This window comes from Streptomyces sp. CC228A, from assembly GCF_021390935.1.
In the GTDB taxonomy this organism is placed as follows: domain Bacteria; phylum Actinomycetota; class Actinomycetes; order Streptomycetales; family Streptomycetaceae; genus Streptomyces.
On the sequence record NZ_JAJPUI010000019.1, the window covers coordinates 11,211 to 34,366 of the forward strand.

A 23,156-nucleotide genomic window follows, 5' to 3' on the forward strand; every position below is an offset into this window, starting at 1 on the left:
CCTGCCCCGCCGCGCCGGACCCCGCAGTCCGGGAGCCGCCCTCCGCACCCGGTGCCGCCCCCGGCAGCCGGGTGCGGGCCTCCGCGTCCGGGTACCGCTCTGCGCGTCCGATGGCCGCCCGGGACCGCAACCACCGGCTGCGCGGGCCGAAGAGCCGGCCTCCGCGTCCGGGTACCGCTCTGCGCGTCCGATGGCCGCCCGGGACCGCAACCGCCGGCTGCGCAGAGCCGAAGAGCCGGCCTCCGCGTCCGGGTGCCGACATCCGCCTCACGAGTGCCGCCCTCCGCGTCCCGGGTGCCGCCCTCCGCGTCCGGGTGCCGCTGCGGCGCGGCGCGTCGGAGCGCGGGGCCGGGGCACACAGCAGCACGGCGTGGGCAGGCTTCACGGAGTCGCCCCGCCGTGAACGGCACACGGGGGCGCCTCACGGATCCACCGGGCCGGGAACAGCACGGGCAGCGGGCACGGGCACCGGCTCCGCCGCCCGTTCGCGCCCCCGCACGAGGCGTGGCAGGCACCGCCGGGGCGCCTCAGCCTCAGGGGGCCGCCGGGGTGAAGGCCGCCCCGGCGAAGCGCACGGTGCCCGTCAGGGTGACCCGCAGGTCCGTGGTGCCCGCGGCCTCCAGCGGGAGGCGGACCGTCGTGTAGTCGTACGGGCCCCCGGGCGCGGCGACCGCGGTCGCCGCGGCGGCCCGCCGGCGGCGGTGACTGCGACCGTGCCGGTGCCGGAGACCTCCAGGGCGGCGGCGCTCACGCCGGGCCCGAAGTCGCAGGCGCGGTACAGCAGCTTCGCCGGGGGTGTCGGGCGCCGCCGGGGTCACGCAGTCGCCGCGGGTCCTGGTGCGGTCGGCGAGGCGGGTGCCGTGCTGCTCGTCGTAGTCGGCGGCGGACAGGCCCCGCTCCCGTACGGGGCGGGGGCGGGCGGCTCCCCGGGCACGTCCACCGCGGCGCTGAGGCGGACGTCGGCGCTGGAGGCGGCGGCCTCGAAGGTCCAGGTGCCCGCGGCGACCGTCCAGCGGCCGCGGGCCACGTCCCAGTGGCCGAGCCGCCGACGGGCACCTCGAAGTCCAGCCGCCGCCGTTCGCCGGGCGCCAGGCGGACGCGGCGGTGGGCGACCAGCTCGCGGTGCGGGCGGGGCACGCCCGGCGTGGTGGTGCGGGCGTAGACCTGGGCCACCTCGTCGGACGCCGCCCGGCCCGTGTTCGTCACCGAGAAGCCCAGGCGGACGGTGTCCCCGGTCCGCTCGGCCGTGAGGTCCTCGTAGGTGAAGGCGCCGTAGGTCAGGCCGTGGCCGAAGGGGAAGAGGGGGGCGCCGTCGAAGTACAGGTAGGTCTGGCGGCCGCCGATGACGTCGTAATCCAGCAGGTCCGGCAGGTCGCCGTCGGCCGCGTACCAGGTCTGCGGGAGGCGCCCCGCGGGCGGGGCGTCCCCGGCGAGGACCCGGGCGAGCGCCGTGCCCGCGGCCTGGCCGCCGTGGGCGGTCCACAGCAGGGCGGGCAGCTCGGCCGCCGCCTCCCCCACGGCGTACGGGTAGGACGAGACGAGGACCAGGACGGTGCGGGGGTTGGCGGCGCGGGCGGCACGCCACAGGCGGTCCTGGGCACCGGGGAGGGCGAGGGTGGTGCGGTCCTCGGTCTCGCGCCCGTTGATGTGGGGGTCGTTGCCCGCGACGACGATGACGGTGTCGGCCGCGGCGGCGGCACGCGCGACCTCGTCCTCGCCCCGCTCCAGGGTCTCGACGGTGAAGACGGTGGGGGCCTCGTCGGGTGCGGCAACCTTCGCGCCGCCGGCGGCGACACAGACGTGCCCGCCGGTTCCGAGGTGCCGAAGGAGGTGTCCGCCGTCGTGCGGTTCGAGCCGGAACGTCTCCTGGACCACCCAGCCGCCCGGCTGGTCGGCGGAGGCGCGTACCCGCCGGTCGGCGGCGACGGACAGGTGGCGTCCGTCGGGTGCCCGCAGGGTGAGGACGCCGCCGCCCCAGTCGGTGAGCGCGAACACGGTGCCCTCGGTGCCGGCGACCAGCGGCGGGAGGTCGGTGCGGCCGTCGAGGAGCGCCGGGTCGAGGGCGCCCTCGGCGCCCCGCACCGCGTCGGCGGCGTCGCTCTCGGGGGCGCTGAGGTAACCGGACGCGCAGCGCAGCCGGACGCGGTCGGCGCCTTCGGCGTGTGTGGTGCGGTCGGCGCCGAAGCGGGCGCGCAGCCCGTCGAGCGGGGTGGAGCGCCGGATGAGGGTGCCGCTGTACCAGTCGAGCTTGCAGATGTCGGCGAGCGGCCCGACCACGGCGACGCGGTGGCCGGTGTCCGGGTCGAGGGGGAGGATGCCGTCGTTGGTGAGGAGGACGACGGCCTGCTCGGCGGCCTCCTGGGCGAGGGCGCGGTGCCCGGCGGTGTCGAAGGCGGAGGTCCGCGCGTACGGGTCGAGGTCGGGGTCGAACTCGCCGAGCGCGAAGCGGACGTGGAGCTGGCGGCGGACCGCCGTGTCGATGTCGGCCTCGGTGATCAGTCCCCGGCCGAGGGCGCCGCGCACGCGGGCGGTGGTCTGCGAGCTGTCGGTCCCGTGGTCGGTGAAGCTGTCGACGCCGGCCCGCAGGGCGGCGGCGGTCGCTTCCTCGTGGGTGTCGTAGTAGTGCTCGGAGTCGACGAGGTTGCTGGGCGCTCCCGCGTCGGAGCAGACCAGCAGCTCCTGGTCGGTCCAGGTCCGCAGGTGGTCGGCGAGGTACGGGGAGAGGTGGTTGGGGCGTCCGTTGACGAGGTTGTAGGCCGGCATGACGCCGGCGACGCCGCCCGCCTCGACAGGGCCGCGGAAGGCCCGCAGATCGTACTCGTGCAGGACGCGGGGGCGGACGGAGGAGGAGGTGGTGTCCCGGTCCGTCTCGTTGTTGTGGGCCAGCCAGTGCTTGAGGACCGGGGCGGTGCGCCAGTACGCGGGGTGGTCGCCGCGCAGGCCGCGCGTGTAGGCGGTCGCGAGGGCGGAGGTGAGGTGCGGGTCCTCGGAGTAGCCCTCCTCGCCGCGGCCCCACAGCGGGTGGCGGAGCAGGTTGACGGTCGGCGCCCACACGTTCAGGCCGACGCGGTCGTCGCGGGCCCGCATGGCGCGCGCTTCGGTGGAGACGGCTTCGCCGACGCGGCGGACGAGGTCGTCGTTCCAGGTCGCGCCGAGGCCGACGGCCTGCGGGAAGACGGTGGCGGGGCCCATCCAGGCGACGCCGTGGAGGGCTTCCTGGCCGGTGCGGAAGGCGGCGATGCCCAGGCGGTCCACGGCCGGGCCGAACTGGTGGAGCATCGCGATGCGCTCGTCGAGCGTGAGCCGCCCGAGCAGGTCGTCGACGCGCTTGCCGACGGGCAGCCGCGGGTCGCGGAAGGGCAGCCGTTCTGCGGTCACGTGCGGGTCCCCCTGGTGGATGTCCCGGAGCAGTCTTTCGAAGCGCTTCGATGCTCTGGCCGCACCGGGCGGGGTGTCAAGACGTCTCCGGGCACCATCTCGGCCACGTCCGGGCGGCCCGGGCATCGAGGGCAGGCGGGGAGGGACGGCAATATTGCCGTCGGGCCTTGTGTGCCCGGTGGGGTTCACTTAACCTCGCAGCAACATCGAAGCGCTTCGACTGGTCGCACCGAGCCGTCCTGTCCGTCTGCGGTGAACCGCTTCGAACGAGCCCAGCCGGTTCCTCCCGTTCCTCCGTTCCTCCCAGCCCCCGTCCCGTCCGGCGTACCCGGGCGGCGGGCCCCTGGCGTGCCACGAAGGGTTGACGCAATGACGCCGCACTCCTCCCCCTCCCCGAGCTCCGGCCCGAGCCGGAGAAGCCTTCTCGCCTCGACGGCCGTCGCCGCGGCCGCCGTGGCGGGCGGTGCTCCGCTGCTCGCCGCCTGCGGCGGGGACGCGCGGCCCCGGAGGAAGGACGGCACGACCAGCGGCAAGGAGGCCGCCGGGATCCTGCCGGCGTACGTGCCGCAGACCGTGGTGGAGCCGGACATCCCGCCGAGGAACGGCTCGTCGGCGGGGTTCACCGCGGCGGTCACCGCCGCGGCGCTGAAGACGTCGGTGCCGTCGAAGCTCGGCAGGGGCGGCACCGTCCGGGTCATGGCGCCGCTGTGGGGCTCGCCCCCCAAGAGCGGCAATCCCTGGTACACGGCGATGAACGACGCCATCGGCGTCCGGGTGGAGTGGCAGAACCAGGACGGCAACACCTACGACGAGAAGCTGGGCGCGGTCCTGGCCTCCAGCGACATCCCGGACGTCGTGGTCGTGCCCGGCTGGAACCTCACCGGCAAGATCCCCAGCGCTGTCAACGCGAAGTTCGCCGACCTCGGGCCCTACCTGTCGGGCGACCGGGTGAAGGACTACCCGAACCTGGCGGCGGTGCCGACGGACGCCTGGCAGCGTGCGCTGTTCGGCGGCGCCCTGCGCGGCATCCCGATGCCCGCCTCGTACGTCACCAACATCGCCCCCTTCTACCGCCGGGACGTCTTCGCCCGGCGCGGCTGGACGGCGCCGCGCAGCCCGGAGGAGTTCCTGGCGTGGGCGAAGGAGGCCACCGACGCCAAGGGCAAGGTGTGGGCCTGCGACGACATGAAGTGGACCGCGTTCAACGCGTTCGGGGTGCTCCCGGGCAGCGACAAGGCGCTGTGGTGGAACATGGCCGACGGCCGGCTCGTCAACCGCGTCGAGACCCCGGAGTACCTGGAAGCCCTGGAGTGGACGCGCAAGCTCTACGCGGCCGGGGTGGTCCACCCCGACGCGTTCGCGCAGAACCAGGGCGACTCCGGCAACCGGTTCACCGCCGGGCAGGTCCTCGTCTACAACAACGACCTGTCCCACTGGTACTCGAAGACCGCCGAGCAGGCCGCGCAGAACCCGGAGTTCCGGATCGCCGCGATGGACATCTTCGGACCGGGCGGCGCGGACCCGGAGCTGTACGCGCAGCAGCCGGCGAACATCTTCACCTTCGTCAGCGCCAAGGCACCGGAGGCGGTCGTCCGGGACTTCCTGGCCGTCGCCAACTTCTGCGCCGCACCGTACGGCACGAAGGAGCGCGTGCTGACGGACTACGGCGTGGAAGGGACCCACTTCACCTACCGGGACGGCCTGCCCGTCAAGAACGACACCGGGCTGAACCAGGTGACGTCGGCCTTCGACCTCACCGGCGATCCCGCTCCCTACATCGCCCACCCGGACCACCCCGACATCACCCGGGCGCAGGTGGAGTGGCAGCAGCGGATGGGCGCCTTCACGTCGAAGACGTCGTTCTACGGGCTCACCGTGACCGAGCCGTCCCAGTGGACCAACCTCGCCGACGGCTTCGAGCAGCTGGAGGACGACGTCGTGCGCGGCCGCAAGAAGGTCGGCGACGTGCAGCAGGCCGTCTCCGACTGGAGGAGCAGGGGCGGCGACAAGCTGCGCGACTGGTACCGCAGGCTCCTCGACGAGACCGGCTCCGCAGCCGGCTGACGCGGTGCCGCACCGACGCGCCCCGCCCGGTGCGGCACCGCCCGCGCACCCGCCCATCCGCAGGACGCCGACACGCAAGGAGAGAGCCCGTGTCGCAGCACAACACGGCGCCGGGCACGGGGCCGGCCCGGGACGACGCCGCACAGGAGGGGGCGCCGTCCCGGGAGGCCGCGGCCACGGGCGCCGAGGCCGCCGCCCCCGCGGCCCGACCGCATCCGCCGCGGCCGGCAGGCCCCTCGGCGGCCCCTGCCGCCCGGCGGCCCCGGGGCGCAGGGCCGGGGCGGCGCGCGGCGGGAGGCCGGCGCTGCGCGTGCGGTGGCGGCGGGACCGGACGCTCGTCCTGATGACGCTGCCCGCCCTGCTGCTGGTGCTGGTGTTCACGTACGTCCCGGTGCTCGGCAACGTCGTCGCCTTCCAGGACTACGACCCGTACCTCAGTGAGAACGGCTTCACCGCCATGCTGGAGAGCCCGTGGACCGGGCTCGACCAGTTCGAGCGGATCTTCGCCGACACGGCGTTCTGGCGGGCGGTCGAGAACACGCTCGTACTGTTCCTGCTCCAGCTGGTGCTGTTCTTCCCGGTGCCGATCCTGCTGGCGCTGCTCATCAACAGCGTCCTCAGACCCCGCGTACGGGCCGTCGCGCAAGCGGTGCTGTACCTGCCGCACTTCTTCTCCTGGGTGCTCGTCATCACGGTCTTCCAGCAGGTCTTCGGCGGCGCCGGCATCATCGCGCAGACGCTGCGGCAGCACGGTGTCGACGGCTTCGACCTGATGACGGACCCGGGCCTCTTCAAGCTGCTGGTGACGTCGGAGATGATCTGGAAGGACGCCGGCTGGGGCATCATCGTCTTCCTCGCCGCGCTGTCGGCCGTCAACCAGGACCTGTACGAGGCGGCCGCGATGGACGGCGCGGGACGCCGGCGCCGCATGTGGCACGTGACGCTGCCGGCGCTGCGCCCGGTGATCGCCCTGCTGCTGGTGCTGCGGGTGGGGGACGCGCTGACGGTGGGCTTCGAGCAGCTGCTGCTCCAGCGCGACGCGGTCGGGCCGGACGCCGCGGAGGTGCTGGACACCTACGTGTGGTGGAACGGGCTGCGCAACCAGGACTTCAGCTACGCCGCGGCCGCCGGCCTCGTCAAGGGCGTCGTCGGGCTCGGGCTGGTCCTCACGGCCAACAAGGTCGCCCATCTCATGGGCGAGCAGGGGGTGTACAGGAAGTGAGCCCGTTCGACGCCATCGCCCGGGGGTGGGCGGCCCCGCCTCGGCCCGTGTGGGAGGAGCGGCCGAGCAGGACCGGGACCGCCGCCAAGGCGACGGTCCTGGGAGCAGCCTGCCTCGCCGTGCTGTTCCCGCTGTGGATCGTCGTCGTCACCAGCCTGTCCTCGCGCAGGACCATCACCGAGGCCGGGGGGCTGGTGGTGGTCCCCCGGGACATCACGTTCGTCGCGTACCAGGAGCTGCTGAGCGGGGGCCAGGTGCAGCGGGCGGCGCTGGTGAGCGTCGGGGTCACCGTCGTCGGCACGCTGTTCAGCATGGCGGTGTCGGTGCTCTGTGCGTACGGGCTGTCCCGGCCCGGCTCGCTGGGGCACCGCTGGATCCTGATGACCCTGCTGGCGACGCTGTTCTTCGGCGCCGGGCTCATCCCCACCTACCTGCTGGTGCAGGCGCTCGGGCTGACGGACACGTACCTGGCGCTGATCCTGCCCAGCGCGGTCAGCGTCTTCAACGTGCTGGTGCTCCGGTCGTTCTTCATGAACATTTCCCAGGAGCTGATCGACAGCGCCCGCATCGACGGGGCCGGCGACCTGCGGATCCTGTGGACCGTCGTCATGCCGCTGTCGCGGGCGGTGCTCGCGGTCATCGCGCTGTTCTACGCGGTGGGCTACTGGAGTGCCTGGTTCAACGCGTCGATCTACCTGACCGACCAGGACATGATGCCGCTGCAGAACGTCATGATCCAGATCGTCCAGAAGCAGGAGCCGCCGACCGGGCTGGGCCAGGTGATCAGGACCGGCCGGCTGTCGCCGCTGTCGGTGCAGATGGCGGTGATGGTGATGGCGCTGCTGCCCGTCGCGGTCGTCTCGCCCTTTATCCAGAAGCACTTCAAGAAGGGCATGCTCACGGGCGCGGTCAAGGGCTGAGCCCGCGCCGGGGCGGGCGGCGCGCCACGCGGCCGCTCCCCTTCCCCTCCGCTTCCCCTCCCCTCCTTCCCCCTCCCCTGCCCCTTCCTCAGAGATCGAGGTGCGCACCTGTGCCAGTACGGGGTCCCGGCCTGATGCCCTCCCTCCATGACGCGACCCGCGGCCGCATCCTGTTCGGCGGCGACTACAACCCGGAGCAGTGGCCCGAGGAGGTGTGGGAGCAGGACGTCCGGCTGATGCAGGACGCCGGGGTGAACTCCGCCACCGTCGGCGTGTTCTCCTGGGCCCGGATCGAACCGCGCCCAGGGGCCCGGGAGTTCGGCTGGCTGGACCGGCTGGCGGACCTGCTGCACGCGCACGGCATCGGGATGGTGCTGGCCACACCGACGGCGTCCCCGCCCCCGTGGATGGGGGCGCGACACCCGGACACCCTGCCCCGCGACGAGGACGGGCGGACGGTGTGGTGGGGGTCACGGCAGCAGTTCTGCCCCAGCTCCGCCACGTACCGGGCGTACGCGGCGGCGGTCACCGAGGACCTGGCCGCCCGGTACGCCGGGCATCCGGCGCTGACGATGTGGCACGTCAACAACGAGTACTGCACGTCCTGCTGGTGCGACGGGACGGCCCGCCACTTCCGCCGCTGGCTGGCCGCGCGGTACGGCACGGTCGACGCGCTGAACGAGGCGTGGGGCACGGCGTTCTGGTCGCAGCGGTACGACACGTGGGACGAGGTCATCCCGCCGCGGCGGGCGCAGTACCTGCGCAACCCGGCGCAGCAGCTCGACTTCCGGCGGTTCACCTCGGACGCCCTGCTGGAGTGCTACACCGCGGAGCGGGACATCGTGGCGCGGCACGCGCCGCGGGTGCCGGTGACGACGAACTTCATGCCGTTCTGGACGGGCCAGGACGCGTGGGCGTGGGCGCGGGAGGAGGACGTCGTGTCCGTCGACGTCTACCCGGACCCGAAGGACCCGTACGGCGGGCAGTACAACGCGATGATCGGCGACATGACCCGCTCGCAGGCGCGCGGCCCGTGGATGGTGATGGAGCAGGCCGCCGGGCCCGTCAACTGGCGGGACGTCAACCACCCGAAGCCCGCCGGGCTGAACCGGCTGCTGTCGCTCCAGTCCGTGGCGCGGGGCGCCGACGCGGTCTGCTACTTCCAGTGGCGGCAGTCCCGGCAGGGCGCGGAGAAGTTCCACTCGGGGATGGTGCCGCACGCGGGCGAGGAGAGCCGTACGTTCCGCGAGGTCAAGCGGATCGGTGCCGAGCTGTCCCGGCTGGCGCCCGAGGTGTCCGGGGCGGGGGTCGCGGCGGAGGTCGCCGTGCTGCACGACTGGCACTCCTGGTGGGCGGTGCAGCAGGAGGGCATGCCGTCCCGGGAGGTGGCGTACCCGGACGTCGTGCGCGCCTGGCACCGGGCCCTGTGGGAGAACGGGTACGCGACGGACTTCGCGCACCCCGAGCACGGCCTGAGCGGCTACCGCATGGTGGTCGTGCCGCAGTTGTACCTGCTGTCGGACGCGGCCGTCGCGGGCCTCGTCGCCTACGTGGCGGGGGGCGGCACGCTCGTGTCGGGCTTCCTGACCGGTGTGGCGGACCCGGACGACCGGGTGCGGCCCGGCGGGATGGACGCGCGGCTGCGGCGGCTGTTCGGGATCCGGGTGCTGCACGAGTGGTGGCCGCTGGACCGGGGCGAGCGGGTGGCCTGCGACGGCTTCGACGGCACGCTGTGGTCGGAGGAGCTGGAGGCCGCCGGGGACGCCGAGGTGGCGGCCGCCTACCGGGGCGGGGAGCTGGACGGGCTGCCGGCGGTGCTGCGCAGGGGCCGCGCCTGGTACGTGTCGACGCTGCCGGAGCCGGCGGCGCTGCGCGCGCTGCTGGCGCGGGCGGCCGGGGAGGCCGGCGTGCGGCCTGTGCTGGAGGGGCTGCCGGAGCTGGTGGAGGCGGTGCGGCGGGGCGGTCTGCTGTTCGTGCTGAACCACGGCCGGAAGCCTGTGCGGGTGCCCCTGCCGGCAGCGGGCGGCGGGGTGTACCGGGACGTGCTGACGGGCGCCGCGGTGGCCGGCTCGGTGGAACTGGAGCGGTACGGCGCGGTGGTGCTGCGGGAGGCCGCGCCGTGACCGGGCGGTGCGCGGGCGGCGCCGGGCCGCGGTCGCGCCGGCGGCCGGGGAGCGCGGCGGGGGTGCGGCGGTGACGGGGAGCGCGGGCGCGGGGCCGGTCCACGGGACGTGGGAGGCCGAGCCGCCGCCCGCTGGGAGGACGCCTTCCTCAGTGGCAACGGCCGCCACGGCGCCCTGGTGTTCGGCGGGCCCGGCGACGAGCGGGTCGTGGTCACCCACCACTGCCTGGTCACGCCGGTGCCCCCGGCGGACACGCTGCCGCCGCGGCTGGCGGACCGCCTGCCGGATCTCCAGGACCGGCTGCTGGCGGGCGACACGGCGGCCGCCGACGCGTTCACGGACGGGCGCGGGCTGCGCTGGGTGGGCGCGTTCCACCCGGCGTTCGCGATCCGGGTGCGGCAGGAGGCGGCGGACGCCGCGGGGTACCGGCGGGAGGTGGACTTCGCCACGGGCGTGGTGCGGGCGCGGTGCCGCGGCCGGGACAGCCGGGTGTTCGTGTCCCGCGCCGACGACGTCGTCGTCCGCTACCTCGCGGGCGCGCCGATCCGGGCGTCGGTGGCGCTGGACCACCGCCTGCCGGGGGTGCCGCCGGGCCTCGGGGTGGGCCGCGGCACGGCGCTGACCGCGGAGGGGCGCTGCTGTCCCTGCGCGCCCGCTACCCCGGCGGCGAGGAGGCGTTCACCGGTGTCGCGCTCGCCGCGGTCGCCGGCGGCGCGGTGGCCGTGGAGGGCGACGGGGTGCGGGTGGCGGGGGCCCGCGAGGTGCTGCTGCTGACCCGGGTGCGCCGCCGCACCGGTGAGCCGGACGTCGCCGGGGAGGCGGCGGAGCTGCGGGGCCTGCTGGCGGGGTCCGGCGGGCCCGCGGAGGCGTACGCGCGGCTGCTCGCCCGCCACGAGGCCCTGCACCGGACCGCGTACGAGCGTGTCGTCCTCGACCTGGGCGGGTGCGCGCGGGAGCGGCGGCTGCCGGGCAGCGCGCTGCTGCGCCGCCCGGGGAGCCCGGCGCTGCCGGAGCGGCTGTTCGCGGCGGGCCGCTACCACCTGCTGTCGGCGAGCGGGATGCTGCCGCCGCGCCTGGTGGGCCTGTGGACGGGTGACTGGGACACGGCGTGGTCGGGGGCGTTCACCACCAACGCGAACCTGAACCTCCAGACCGCGTCGGCGGCGGCCGCGGCGCTGCCCGAGGTGTCCGAGGCCCATGCCCGGCTGGTGTACGGGCAGCTGCCGCACTGGCGGGACAACGCGCGGGAGGTCTTCGGGGCGGACGGGGTGGTGGCGCCGTCCCACACCGACGGCGTGTCGGGGCACGCGTACCACTTCCAGCGGGCGTATCCGCTGCACCTGTGGACGGCGGGCGCCGACTGGCTGCTGCACCCGCTGGTGGAGCACGCCGAGACCACCGGCGAGCGCGATCCGCGCCTGGTGGCCGCGCTCGGCGAGGTGGCCCGCTTCTACATGTCGTTCCTGACGCGGACGGGACCGGACGGCCGGGTCGCGGTGGTCCCGTCGTACTCGCCGGAGAACCGTCCGGCGAACGCCGGCTGGGGGACGGTCAACGCGACGATGGACGTGGCGGCCGCCCGGCACGCCCTGACCACGGCCGCCGAGCACCACGCCGACCGCGACCCGGAGTCGGCCGCGCGGTGGCGTGCGCTGGCGGCACGGCTGCCGGACTACCGGGTCAACGCCGACGGGGCGCTGGCCGAGTGGGCGTGGCCGGGGCTCGCCGAGACCTACGACCACCGCCACCTCAGCCACCTGTACCCGGTGTGGCCGCTGGGTGAGATCACCCCCTACGACACGCCGGAGCTGGCCCGGGCGGCGCTGCGGGCGCTGGAGCTTTGCGGCGCGGAGAACGACTCGGCGCACGGACACCTGCACCACGCGCTGGTGGCCGCCCGGCTGCGGGACGGGGAGCGGGCGTCGGCGGCGCTGGCGCGCGTCCTGGCCGCCGACTTCTTCCACGTGTCGCTGATGAGCTCCCACTACCCGGGCCGGGACGTGTACAACGCGGACGCGGCGCACGCGCTGCCCGCCCTGCTGGTCGAGCTGCTGGTGCAGTCGGCGCCGGGGCGCCTGGTGCTGCTGCCCGCGCTGCCGCCGGGCTGGGCCCGCGGGGCGCTGCGCGGGGTGCGCACCCGGTTCGGTGCCGTCGTGGACCTGGAGTGGCGCGACGGCACGTGTACGGCGACGGTCCGGCCGACGCGTACGGCCCGGATCGACCTGAGGACCCCCGCCGGGGCGCGCACGCTCCGACTGCGCGCCGGCGAGGACCTGGTGCTGTCCCTGAGCACGAGGGGCACAGGCACCGGGTGACACCCCCTGCTCCCCCACCTCCGAAGGGACTCCCCATGGCACGACGCACTCTCCGCGCCCGCCGGGCGCGCGGCCGGTTCCGTACGGCGCTGCCGGCGCCGGCGCTCGCGTTCGCCGCGGTCCTGGGCCTGGCCGCGGCCCCGGCGCAGGCGGCGGTCTGGCACACCTGCGAGCAGTGGGGCAACACCTCACTGAACGGCTACACGCTCTACAACAACATCTGGGGCCAGGGGCCCGGCGCCCAGTGCACCTGGGCCGACTCCGCCACGAGCTGGGGCGTGTGGGCCGACCACCCGGACACGGGCGGCATCAAGTCGTACCCGAACGCGAAGAAGACGGTGAACCGCCGGCTCTCCGCGCTGTCGTCGCTGACCAGCAGCTACCAGGTGCGGGTGCCGTCGGCCGGCTCGTACAACACGGCGTACGACATCTGGGACACGGACTACGACTACGAGGTCATGCTGTGGGTCAACCACCACGGCGAGGTCGGCCCGCTGGGCACGCCGCAGGGGTCGGTGGCGCTCGGCGGCCACCGGTGGGACGTGTACAAGGGCAGGGTGCCGCACCCGGACGGGTCCTCCCACGAGGTGTTCTCGTTCCTGCGGACCTCGGACTCGACGTCCGGCACGGTGGACCTCCTGCCGGTCCTGAAGTGGATCAGGGACGTCAAGGGCTGGTGGGGCGACGAGACCATCGGTGACGTGCAGTTCGGGTACGAGATCACGTCGTCGGCGGGCGGGCTGGACTTCGTGACGGACCGCCTCACGGTCTCGGCGTCGTGAACGGCCGCCGCCGCGCGCCCGGTCCCGGCGCGCGGCGGCGGACGGCGGACAGCGGACGGTGGACGGCAGCGTCAGGCCGCGGGCGGCCGCCCCTGACAGCGGCCCGCCAGCCGCCAGCCGCCGCCGGCGGTGCGCGGCTCGCTCAGGCGGGGGCGGCCGGACGGGGGCCGGTGCTCTCGCGGACGGTGAGCTCCGGCTCCAGCAGGAGCACCTCCGGCGCGCCCCGGCCCTCCAGCTTGGCGACGACCTGCTCGACGGCGTGCTGCCCCATCCGCTGCGCGGGCACGGCGACCGAGGTGAGCGGCACCGAGGCGTGGGCGGCCACCTGGTCGGGGCAGATGGCCATGACGGACACGTCCTCGGGCACGGCGCGGCCCTGCTGGCGCAGCAGGGCGAGAAGCGGATCGGTGGCGGCCTCGTTCTGGACGACGAACGCGGTGGTGCCGGGGCGTTCGTCGTACACGCGGGCCAGGGTCGCGGCGACCGAGGCGTAGCTGCCCTCGCAGGGGCGGTGCAGGAGGCGTACGCCGAGCTGCTCGCTGCGGGCGCGCAGACCGGCGAGGGTGCGTTCGGCGAAGCCGGTGTGGCGCTCGTACACGGCCGCGGCCTCGCCGATGACGGCGATCTCGCGGTGGCCGAGACCCGCGAGGTGCTCGGCGCACAGCGCCCCCGCGGCCTCGAAGTCCAGGTCGACGCAGCTCAGGCCGGTCGTGTCGGCGGGCAGGCCGATGAGCACGCCGGGGCGGGCGGCCTGCCGTAGGAGGGGCAGGCGGTCGTCGTCGAGTTCCACGTCCATGAGGATCATGGCGTCGGCCAGGGCGCTGCCCTCGATGCGGCGGACCGCGGCGGGGCCCTCCTCGCCGGTGAGGAGGAGCACGTCGTAGCCGTGGCCGCGGGCGGTCGTGGCGACGGCGATGGCGATCTCCATCATCACCGGCACGTACATGTCGGTGCGCAGCGGGATCATCAGGGCGATGATGTTGGAACGGCTGCTGGCCAGGGCGCGGGCGCCGGCGTTGGGGTGGTAGCCGAGCTCGGTGATGCTGCGCTCGACGCGGGCCCGGGTGGCGGCGGAGATGGACCGCTTGCCGCTGAGGACGTAGCTCACCGTGCTGGCGGACACTCCCGCATGCTGAGCGACATCGGCAAGGGTGACCATCGGCTCTCCTGGGATGAGTCCTCTGCACCGGGGAGCGGCAGCAGTGGTGAAGCGCTTCGATCCACGCTTCGCTCAGACATTAGAGGGAGGGGCGAGCGGTGTCCAGACACGGTGTCGAAGCGCTTCGATTCCCGGGCCGCCTGCGTGGCCTGAGGGTCGGGGGCACCGCCCGGGCGCCGCGGGGCCGCCGGTACGGAGGCCCCGGCCCCGTCCTCCGTGCCGCTCCCCTGACGGTCGCGTGGACGTCCCCGGCCAGGGTAGTCGGCATCCGCGCCGCCGGGCAGGCGCCCCACGACGGGCGACGTCCGACCCACGGGGCAGGTGCGGCCACGGGAACAGGCGGCGGGCAGGCGCCTCGGCGCGGGGCTGCCGGGGGCCGCGCCGACCAACGACCGTCCCCGGCGGTGCAGGGCCGCGCCGACCGGCGGCCGTCCCCGGCGTACGGCATGCCGCGCCGACCGGCGGCCGTCCCGCTCAGGGGCAGGGCCGCGCCGCCCGGCAACCGGCCCAGGGCAGTGCAGGGCCGCGCCGCCCGATGACCGTCCCGCTCAAGTACAGGACCCGCCGACCGGCGGCCGGTCGGTGGACCGCCGAGGCCGACACCGCACGGGGGCCGTGCAGAGGACCGCCCGGCCGATGCCGCCCCGCGGGGCCCGCCTCGGGGACGGCCGCGTGCCCGCGGCGGCGCAGCGCAGCGGGCGGGCGCAGCAGGCGGGGCGGCGCTCGGGTCAGCCCTGGACGTACTCCGCGAGGTGCTCGCCGGTGAGCGTGGAGCGCGCCGCGACGAGGTCGGCGGGGGTGCCTTCGAAAACGACGCGGCCGCCGTCGTGTCCGGCGCCGGGGCCGAGGTCGATGATCCAGTCGGCGTGCGCCATGACCGCCTGGTGGTGCTCGATGACGATGACCGACTTGCCGGAGTCGACCAGCCGGTCGAGCAGGCCGAGGAGCTGCTCGACATCGGCGAGGTGCAGGCCGGTGGTGGGCTCGTCGAGGACGTACACACCGCCCTTGTCCGCCATGTGCGTGGCGAGCTTCAGCCGCTGGCGCTCGCCGCCGGACAGCGTGGTGAGCGGCTGCCCGAGGGTGAGGTAGCCGAGCCCCACGTCGGAGAGCCGCTGGAGGATCTTGTGGGCGGCCGGTGTGCGGGCCTCGCCGGCGCCGAAGAACTCCTCCGCCTCGGCCACCGGCATCGCGAGCACCTCGCTGATGTCCCGCCCGCCGAGGCGGTACTCCAGCACGGACGGCTGGAAGCGCCTGCCCTCGCAGTCCTCGCAGGTGGTGGCCACGCCGGCCATCATCGCCAGGTCGGTGTAGAGCACGCCGGCGCCGTTGCAGGTGGGGCAGGCGCCCTCGGAGTTGGCGCTGAACAGCGCCGACTTGACCCCGTTGGCCTTGGCGAACGCCTTGCGGACCGGGTCGAGCAGTCCGGTGTACGTCGCCGGGTTGCTGCGCCGGGAGCCGCGGATGGGGCTCTGGTCGACGGACACCACGCCCTCGCCCGCCGGGACCGAGCCGTGCACCAGGGAGCTCTTCCCCGAGCCCGCGACGCCGGTGACGGCGACCAGCACGCCCAGCGGGATGTCCACGTCGACGTGCCGGAGGTTGTGCGTGGCCGCCCCGCGGATGCCGAGCTTCCCGGTGGGGGTGCGCACCGTCTCCTTCAGCGCGGCGCGGTCGCCGAGGTGGCGGCCGGTGACGGTGCCGGCGGCCCGCAGGCCCTCGACGGTGCCCTCGAAGCACACGGTGCCGCCCGCGGAGCCGGCACCGGGGCCGAGGTCGACGACGTGGTCGGCGATCGCGATCACCTCGGGCTTGTGCTCCACGACGAGCACCGTGTTGCCCTTGTCGCGCAGCCGCAGCAGCAGGTCGTTCATCCGCCGGATGTCGTGCGGGTGCAGGCCCGCGGTGGGCTCGTCGAAGACGTAGGTGACGTCGGTGAGCGAGGACCCGAGGTGGCGGATCATCTTGACGCGCTGGGCCTCGCCGCCCGACAGCGTGCCCGCGGCCCGGTCGAGCGAGAGGTAGCCGAGGCCGATCTCCACGAAGGAGTCGAGGGTGTGCCGCAGCGCGGCCAGCAGCGGCGCCACCGACGGCTCGTCGAGGCCGCGGACCCAGGCGGCCAGGTCGCTGATCTGCATGGCGCAGGCGTCGCCGATGCCGATGTCGCCGATCTTCGACGAGCGGGCCGCGGCGCTGAGCCGGGTGCCGTCGCACTCGGGGCAGGTCTGGAAGGTGACCGCCCGGTCCACGAAGGCCCGGATGTGCGGCTGCATCGACTCCCGGTCCTTGGAGAGGAACGACTTCTGGATCTTCGGGATCAGCCCCTCGTAGGTGAGGTTGACGCCGTTGATCTTCACCTTGACCGGCTCGCGGTGGAGGAAGTCGTGCCGTTCCTTCTTCGTGTAGGCGCGGATCGGCTTGTCCGGGTCGAAGAAGCCGGACTCCCTGATGACCCGCACCACCCAGCCGTCGCCGGTGTAGGTGGGGATGGTGAACGGGTCCTCGGACAGCGACTTGGAGTCGTCGTACAGCTGGGTGAGGTCGATGTCGGTGACCGTGCCGCGGCCCTCGCAGCGGGTGCACATGCCGCCGGTGCGCTGGAAGGTCACCTTCTCGGTCCGGGTCTTCTCCTCGCCCCGGTCGACGGTGAGCCCGCCGCTCGCGCTGACCGAGGCGACGTTGAAGGAGTACGCGCTGGGCGGACCGATGTGCGGCTGCGCGAGCCGGCTGAAGAGGATCCGCAGCATCGCGTTGGCGTCGGTGGCCGTGCCGACCGTGGAGCGGGGGTCCGAGCCCATCCGCTGCTGGTCGACGATGATCGCGGTGGTGAGCCCTTCGAGCACGTCGACTTCGGGTCGCGCCAGCGTGGGCATGAAGCCCTGGACGAACGCGCTGTACGTCTCGTTGATCAGCCGCTGGGACTCGGCGGCGATGGTGTCGAAGACCAGCGAGCTCTTGCCCGAGCCGGACACGCCGGTGAACACGGTGAGCCGGCGCTTGGGTATCTCGATGCTGACGTCCTTGAGGTTGTTCTCCCTCGCGCCGTGCACGCGGATCAGGTCGTGGCTGTCGGCGGCGTGCGGTGCGGACGTCCGCGGGTCCGTGCTCGTGGCCATGCTGCTCGGTCTCTCCCTCTGCTGTCGGCGCACCGCCCGCGGCGGGGCTGCCGCGGGCGGGCGGTGGGCCCGGTGGTCGTTCCGGTCGGTGCGGCGGGCGTCGCCCGGCGCTCGGTGTCAGCCGTCCTTGCGCTGGATGAAGCGGACCATGTTTCCCGCGGGGTCGCGGAACGCGCAGTCGCGGACCCCGTACGGCTGGTCGACGGGCTCCTGGAGGACCTCGCCGCCCGCGGCGCGGATCCGTTCGAACGCGGCGTCCACGTCGTCGGTGGAGAAGTTCACCCCCCGCAGCAGCCCCTTGGCCAGCAGCTCGGCCATGGCCCGGCGGTCGGCGGGCGAGGCGTGCGGGTCCGCGAGCGGCGGTTCGAGGACGATCTCCGTGTCGGGCTGGGACGGCGCGCCGACGGTCACCCAGCGCATCCCCTCGAAGCCCACGTCGTTGCGGACCTCCAGGCCGAGGGCGTCGCGGTAGAAGCCGAGCGCCGTGTCGTGGTCGTCGACGGCGATGAAGCACTGCTTCAAGGTGATGTCCATGTGGATCACGCTACGGCGGGTCGGCGCGCCGCGCTTCTCCGTTTCTGACGGGTCGCGTGCGGATCTTGGCGACGCAGGGCGGGACGGCCGCGCCGTCGTCGTGGCGGCGGGCCCGGTAGGCGCTCGGGCTCTCCCCCACCAGCTCGGTGAAGCGCGAGCTGAACGAGCCGAGCGAGGTGCACCCCACCGCGAAGCAGACCTCCGTCACCGACAGGTCGCCGCGCCGCAGCAGCGCCTTGGCCCGCTCGATCCTCCGGGTCATCAGGTAGCTGTACGGGGTCTCGCCGTAGGCGGCGCGGAAGCTGCGCGAGAAGTGGCCGGCCGACATGTGCGCCGCCCTGGCCATCGCCGGCACGTCGAGCGGCTCGGCGTAGTCGCGGTCCATCATGTCGCGGGCCCGGCGGAGCCGAACCAGGTCCGAGAACTCCATCCGATCATCATGGCACGTCCCGGCCGCGGTTCCCCGGCCTCGGGCGGCCTCAGAGCTCCCGGCCGGGCCAGTCCAGCAGGCGGGCGCCGATGACCGCGGTCTGCAGGGTGTAGCGGTGCATGGGGTCGGAGGGGTTCGACCCGGTGAGCCGGTGGATGCGGTCCAGGCGGTAGGTCAGGGCGCGCACGCTGAGGCTGAGGCGGCGGGCCGCCTCGGCGGCGTTGCAGCCGGAGTCGAAGTACGCGGTGAGCGTGTCGAGGAGGGGGCGGGCGCCGCCCCTGGCCTGCTCCAGGGGGCCCAGCGCGCTGCGCACCAGGTCGGCCATGGCCTGGCGGTCCCGGGTGAGCACCGGGAAGACCAGCAGGTCGGCGGCGTGCAGCACCGGGTCGTCGAGGTTCATCCGCTCGGCCAGGTCGAGGGCGTTGAGGGCTTCCTCGTACGAGTGGACGACGCCTCCGGCCCCCGGGTGGGGGCGGCCGATGGCGACGCGGCCGCCGTCCGTGGCGGCGTGCGCCTGCTTGGCGAAGAAGACGAGGACGTCGTCCTGGTCGCCGGGCGCCACGCACACGAGGCGGCCGCCCTTGGTGGTGAAGAGGATGCGCCGGTCCCCGAAGCGGCCCAGCAGGGCCTGCTCGACCCGGCGGGACACGGAGCCCGCCTCGTGGTGCTCGGTGCGGGCGTCGGCGACGGCGACGGCGTGGGCGCGGGACAGGCGCAGCCCGAAGCGCTCGGCCCGCTCGGCCAGCCGCCCCAGGTCGCTGCGCCCGTACAGCAGGTCGTCGATGAACTCGCGGCGCGCCGCCTCCTCCTGGCGGACGGCGAGCCGCTGGGCCCGCTCGTACCCTTCCGCGAACGCGTCGATGGCCTGCTCGACGGCGGCGAGCACGCTGTCGGCGGCGGCGTTCGCCGCCACGCCTCCCGGGTGGCCGCGAGGTGCATGCCGACGAGGGCGCGCAGGCCGTGGCCGTCCTCGGCGGCCCGCTCGCCCAGGGCGCGGCGGACCTTCAGCTCCCCGCGGTTGAGGCGGCGCCCCGTGGCGGAGACCTCCGCCAGGAGGGCCGCGTAGCCCTCCAGGTACTCGCCGGCCGTGTCCCTGTCCCGCGCCGCCACGCTGCTCCCCCCGAGTGGTGTCCCGGACCCCCGCCGTCCTGTCGACGTGGTCGCCGTGGGTAAGGGTACGGCCCGGTGGACACGGGGCGATCCCCTGGCGTTCGCCCGGTGCGGGCTCGACAATGAGGGTGATGACGGACAACCGTGAGCATGACGGACAGTCCGGGCCGCGCGGTGGGGAGATCGGTCCGACCGAGCGGCTCGCCATGAACAGGACCGGCAGTTTCGACTGGGACCTCGACGCGGGCAGCATCGACGTCGACACGGCCGGTCTGCTCGTGTTCGGGCAGGAGCCGGGCGGGTTCGACGGGCGGCCCGGCACGCTCGTGCACCGCCTGGACCAGCAGGAGCGGGCACGGCTGGAGGGTGTGGTCCGGGAGGCGCTGAAGAGCGGCCGCTCCTCGTACGCCGCGCACTTCCGGCTGGAGCGGGACGACGCCTCCGAGCAGTGGACGCACGTCCAGGCGCGCATCCTGCGGGGCGGGGACGGCAGGGCGCACCGGATCGTCGGCATCGTCCGGGACGCGACCTCCGAGGTGACGCACTCGGAGTTCGTGATGGAGCTGGAGCGGCGGCGGCGGCGCCAGACGGACATGGTGGAGCGGTCCACGCACGCCATGTCGCGGGCCGTGACCGTCGACGATGTGACGGCGGCGCTGACCGGCCCGGGAGGTCTGGCGCGGCTGGGGGCGGACGGGCTGGCGCTGGGCCTGGTGGAGAACGGCTCGCTGAACATCATCGCGTTGAGCGGTGACTCGCTGGAGGTGCTGGACGACCTGCGGCTGCGGCGGCTGGAGAGCGGGCTGCCGCTGCACGAGGCGGTGCTGAGCGGGCGGCCGCTGTTCACCAGTGCGTTCCAGGAGCTGGTCAAGGGCTATCCGCAACTCGCGCCGTACGCGGGGCGGCTGCCGTTTCGCGCGGCCGCCTATCTGCCGCTGGTGGCGCAGGCGCGCACGCTGGGCGGGATGGTGCTGTTCTACCGGCGGCCCACCGCGTTCAGCGCCGACGAGCGGAACCTCGCGCTCGGTCTGGCGGCGATCGTGGCGCAGTCGCTGCAGCGGGCGATCCTCTTCGACGAGGAGCGGGAGCTGGCCACGGACCTGCAGGCGACAATGCTGCCGCGGCGGATCCCGGCCATCGAGGGCGGTGAGATCGCGGTGCGCTACCACTCGGCGTGGAGCGGCCGCCAGGTCGGCGGCGACTGGTACGACGTGGTGCCGCTGCCGAAGGGGCGGGTCGGGATCGTGGTGGGCGACGTGGAGGGACACGACACGCACGCGGCGGCGATCATGGGGCAGCTGCGGATCGCGCTGCGGGCGTACGCCGGGGAGGGGCACGCCCCGTCGACGGTGCTGGCGCGGGCCTCGCGGTTCCTGGCGGAGCTGGACACGGAGCGGTTCGCGACGTGCACGTACGCAGAGGTCGACCTGGCGACCGGGACGGCGCGCGCGGTACGGGCGGGGCATCTGGGGCCGCTGATCCGGCACACGGACGGCCGGGTCGGGGTGCCGAAGGTCCGCGGCGGGCTGCCGCTGGGCGTCGCGTCGGTGTTCGGGGACGAGGAGTATCCCGAGACCCGGCTCGACCTGGTGCCCGGGGAGACGCTGGTGATGTGCACGGACGGGCTGGTGGAGGAGCCGGGCACGGACATCGGGCAGGGCATGGACGCCCTGGCGGAGGCGGTGGCCGCGGGCCCGCCGGGTGCGGAGGCACTCGCCGACCACCTGTCGCGGCGGTTCTGGGAGCGGTGGGGCGCGGGGGACGACGTGGCGCTGCTGGTGCTGCGGCGCAGCCCGGACCCGGGGACGTCGCGGGCGCCGCGCATCCACCAGTACATCCACCAGGCCGACCCGCAGGGCCTGTCGGAGGCGCGGTCGGTGGTGCGGCGGGCGCTGCGCGACTGGGGGATGCGGGAGTGGGCGGACGACGCGGAGCTGCTGACCGGTGAGCTGCTGGGGAACGTGCTGCTGCACACCGAGGGCGGTGCGGTGCTCACACTGGAGGTGCTGCCGGAGCCGGTGCGGCGGGTCCGGCTGGCGGTGCAGGACCGTTCCAGCGCGTGGCCCAGGCGATGCCGTTGTCGGGGAAGGGTTGGGAGAGCGTGCAGCCGCTGCGGCCGCGACGGCGTGGAGGTAGCCCACCTGGAGGGTCTCCATGCAGGCGGTGGGGGCGAGCGCGCCGCGCGCGAACGGGGCGTGGGGGCCGGTGGGGCGGGTGCGGCCGCGGGGTGCGGCCGGTTGCCGTGGTGGGCGGGACGTGGGGGTGGCGGGGTGTTCCCGGGCTCGGGAGCCTCCCGGGTCTGCGGGGTCGGGGTACGCCGCGAGCGCCATGGCTCTTCGTGCCTTCCGGGCTGGCCGAGCGTCAGGTGCGTTGTCTTTCACGGTTGTTGTGACCGGACGGCGTACGGGGCAAACGGTCCGGGTATCACCGGTTCGGCAGGGGATCGGTCCATCTGCCGGTGATGTGCGAGGAGTTCGGGCTATGGCGCACTGGTACGAGGGTCCTCTGGCCGCGTTCGACACGGAGACGACGGGTGTGGACGTCGAGCGGGACCGGATCGTCTCGGCGGCGGTGGTGGTGCAGGACGCGCCGGGCGGACGGCTGCGGGCGACGCGGTGGCTGGTGAACCCGGGTGTCCCGGTGCCCGCCGCGGCGACGGCGGTGCACGGCCTGACGGACGGCCATCTGCAGCGGTTCGGGCGGTGGCGGCGCCGGTGATGGAGGAGATAGCGCGGCTGCTGGTGGAGCAGTGCGCGGCGGGGCGGCCGCTGGTGGTGATGAACGCGCCGTTCGATCTGACGCTGCTGGACCGGGAGTTGCGGCGGCACCGGGCGTCGTCGCTGGCGCGGTACCTGCAGAACGTGTCGCTGTGCGTGCTGGATCCGCGGGTGCTGGACAAGCACCTGGACCGGTACCGCAAGGGGCGCCGCACGCTGACGGACCTGTGCGCGCTACGAGGTGGTGCTGGACAGGGCCCATGACGCGGCGCAGGACGCCGCGGCCGCGCTGGAGGTCGTACGGGCGGTGGGGCGGCGGTTCGCGAGCGGCTCGCGGAGCTGTCGGTGGCGGAGCTGCACGCCCGGCAGGCGGTCTGGCACGCGGCGCAGGCGCGGGGGCTGCAGGCGTGGTTCGCGCGGAACGGCTCGGAGGAGGCGGTGGATCCGGCATGGCCGCTGCGGCCCGAGCAGTCGGCGGCGGCCGCGTGATCGCGTGCCGGTGCCGGTAGTCCGCGCGGTACGGGCCGGGAACGGCGGAAGGCCGACCCGCTGCAACGAGGGCCGGCCTTCCGGTCGGTGGGCGATACTGGGATCGAACCAGTGACCTCTTCGGTGTGAACGAAGCGCTCTCCCGCTGAGCTAATCGCCCGGGAACGCAGTGAACCATACAGGTCCCGGGCGGCTTCGATCAAACCGCGCGGAGGCGGGCGGCGAGGCCCCGCCGGCGCCGCGCATCATCCAGGCGTGGTTGGCCCGGAAGACGAGCCGCCCGGGGAGCGCCAGACGGCGGAGCAGGGCGCGGGCGTGGACGTCCTGTTCGTAGACGGCGCGGGTGCGGTTTCCGCGGCGGGGTGAGCGTCCAGCGGGCCCGGCCTTCGAGGTCGCCGGTGAGGGCTGCTTCGAGGATGCGCGCCTGGCCCTCGACGCGGCGCTCGACCAGGGTCAGGTGCACGGTGAGGGTGTAGGGCAGGAGGAGCGGACGCGGGCGGTGGCGGTGTCGCCGTGGACGGCCACGTCGCGGACGGAGGGCCACCACCGGGGTAGTCCCCGGGGACGGCGAGGACGGCCAGACGGTGCGGAAGCGGTAGTGAAACCGGTCGGCATGCGTCGGGAATACCGCCGGGCGAGCGTACTCACGGAACTGAGTAGCCGCGCGCATGGCCCAACCGTGACGGGGCCCACGCCTGTGGACGGCCTTCCTTCGCAGCCGGGGGCTGGGCATATCGATCGCCGAACTGGCCCGCCTGAACGCCCGCCGCTCCTGGCTGCTGGCGCGCCGCACGTGG

10 protein-coding genes, 1 tRNA gene and 4 pseudogenes are annotated in these 23,156 nt (G+C 74.5%); 8 read left to right on the forward strand and 7 right to left on the reverse strand.

The features are described from left to right. Positions 1-533: 533 nt before the first annotated feature. Positions 534-3,378, reverse strand: a pseudogene (locus tag L6E17_RS29875) (beta-glucosidase). A 369-nt stretch (positions 3,379-3,747) separates the two neighbouring features. On the opposite strand from L6E17_RS29875, the gene L6E17_RS29880 reads away from it, so the two are divergent. The 6 genes and pseudogenes from L6E17_RS29880 (at position 3,748) to L6E17_RS29905 (ending at position 12,804) form a co-directional block, all read left to right on the forward strand. Next, positions 3,748-5,442 carry an extracellular solute-binding protein gene (locus L6E17_RS29880; protein WP_236243748.1) on the forward strand — a complete coding sequence of 565 codons (1,695 nt, stop codon included), beginning with the start codon at positions 3,748-3,750 and terminating at the stop codon, positions 5,440-5,442. Between the two features lie 55 nt (positions 5,443-5,497). Next, a complete protein-coding gene (locus L6E17_RS29885) occupies positions 5,498-6,664 on the forward strand; it encodes an ABC transporter permease (protein WP_374109187.1) in 1,167 nt (388 codons plus the stop codon). Continuing rightward, positions 6,661-7,584 carry a carbohydrate ABC transporter permease gene (locus L6E17_RS29890; protein WP_236243749.1) on the forward strand — a complete coding sequence of 308 codons (924 nt, stop codon included), beginning with the start codon at positions 6,661-6,663 and terminating at the stop codon, positions 7,582-7,584. The genes L6E17_RS29885 and L6E17_RS29890 overlap by 4 nt, the downstream gene beginning before the upstream one ends. A gap of 134 nt (positions 7,585-7,718) precedes the next feature. Further along, entirely contained in the window at positions 7,719-9,707 is a 1,989-nt protein-coding gene (locus tag L6E17_RS29895) for a beta-galactosidase (protein ID WP_236243750.1), read from the forward strand. Between the two features lie 70 nt (positions 9,708-9,777). Further along, positions 9,778-12,022, forward strand: a pseudogene (locus L6E17_RS29900) (glycoside hydrolase N-terminal domain-containing protein). 35 nt (positions 12,023-12,057) lie between these two features. Then, the gene (locus L6E17_RS29905; protein WP_236243751.1) at positions 12,058-12,804 is read left to right on the forward strand and encodes a hypothetical protein; all 747 of its coding nucleotides are present in this window, start codon (positions 12,058-12,060) and stop codon (positions 12,802-12,804) included. Between the two features lie 142 nt (positions 12,805-12,946). Here L6E17_RS29905 and L6E17_RS29910 read toward each other — a convergent pair whose 3' ends face one another. The 5 genes and pseudogenes from L6E17_RS29910 to L6E17_RS29930 all read right to left on the reverse strand — a co-directional run bounded on the left by L6E17_RS29910 (position 12,947) and on the right by L6E17_RS29930 (position 19,153). Then, positions 12,947-13,963 carry a LacI family DNA-binding transcriptional regulator gene (locus tag L6E17_RS29910; protein ID WP_236243752.1) on the reverse strand — a complete coding sequence of 339 codons (1,017 nt, stop codon included), beginning with the start codon at positions 13,961-13,963 and terminating at the stop codon, positions 12,947-12,949. A 728-nt stretch (positions 13,964-14,691) separates the two neighbouring features. Then, positions 14,692-17,079 carry an excinuclease ABC subunit UvrA gene (locus L6E17_RS29915; RefSeq protein ID WP_236243753.1) on the reverse strand — a complete coding sequence of 796 codons (2,388 nt, stop codon included), beginning with the start codon at positions 17,077-17,079 and terminating at the stop codon, positions 14,692-14,694. A gap of 117 nt (positions 17,080-17,196) precedes the next feature. Then, on the reverse strand, positions 17,197-17,613 hold the full coding sequence (locus tag L6E17_RS29920) for a VOC family protein (protein ID WP_236243754.1): 417 nt from the start codon (positions 17,611-17,613) through the stop codon (positions 17,197-17,199). 10 nt (positions 17,614-17,623) lie between these two features. Continuing rightward, on the reverse strand, positions 17,624-18,043 hold the full coding sequence (locus L6E17_RS29925; protein WP_236243755.1) for a helix-turn-helix transcriptional regulator: 420 nt from the start codon (positions 18,041-18,043) through the stop codon (positions 17,624-17,626). A gap of 49 nt (positions 18,044-18,092) precedes the next feature. After that, positions 18,093-19,153, reverse strand: a pseudogene (locus tag L6E17_RS29930) (PucR family transcriptional regulator). A 131-nt stretch (positions 19,154-19,284) separates the two neighbouring features. Here L6E17_RS29930 and L6E17_RS29935 point away from each other — a divergent pair. Both L6E17_RS29935 and L6E17_RS29940 read left to right on the forward strand, forming a co-directional pair. Continuing rightward, positions 19,285-21,615, forward strand: coding sequence for a SpoIIE family protein phosphatase (locus tag L6E17_RS29935; protein WP_236243756.1), 2,331 nt, complete (start codon positions 19,285-19,287; stop codon positions 21,613-21,615). A gap of 19 nt (positions 21,616-21,634) precedes the next feature. Then, a pseudogene (locus L6E17_RS29940) lies at positions 21,635-22,359 on the forward strand (3'-5' exonuclease). An 88-nt stretch (positions 22,360-22,447) separates the two neighbouring features. On the opposite strand, the gene L6E17_RS29945 reads toward L6E17_RS29940, so the two are convergent. Beyond that, a tRNA-Val gene (locus L6E17_RS29945) sits at positions 22,448-22,519 on the reverse strand. Positions 22,520-23,156 lie beyond the last annotated feature (637 nt).

Coding starts and splice junctions, on each gene's coding strand:
- L6E17_RS29880 (WP_236243748.1), top strand. CDS start 3,748: ATGACGCCGCACTCCTCCCCCTCCCCGAGCTCCGGCCCGAGCCGGAGA.
- L6E17_RS29895 (WP_236243750.1), top strand. CDS start 7,719: ATGCCCTCCCTCCATGACGCGACCCGCGGCCGCATCCTGTTCGGCGGC.
- L6E17_RS29905 (WP_236243751.1), top strand. CDS start 12,058: ATGGCACGACGCACTCTCCGCGCCCGCCGGGCGCGCGGCCGGTTCCGT.
- L6E17_RS29910 (WP_236243752.1), bottom strand. CDS start 13,963: ATGGTCACCCTTGCCGATGTCGCTCAGCATGCGGGAGTGTCCGCCAGC.
- L6E17_RS29915 (WP_236243753.1), bottom strand. CDS start 17,079: ATGGCCACGAGCACGGACCCGCGGACGTCCGCACCGCACGCCGCCGAC.
- L6E17_RS29920 (WP_236243754.1), bottom strand. CDS start 17,613: ATGGACATCACCTTGAAGCAGTGCTTCATCGCCGTCGACGACCACGAC.
- L6E17_RS29925 (WP_236243755.1), bottom strand. CDS start 18,043: ATGGAGTTCTCGGACCTGGTTCGGCTCCGCCGGGCCCGCGACATGATG.
- L6E17_RS29935 (WP_236243756.1), top strand. CDS start 19,285: ATGACGGACAACCGTGAGCATGACGGACAGTCCGGGCCGCGCGGTGGG.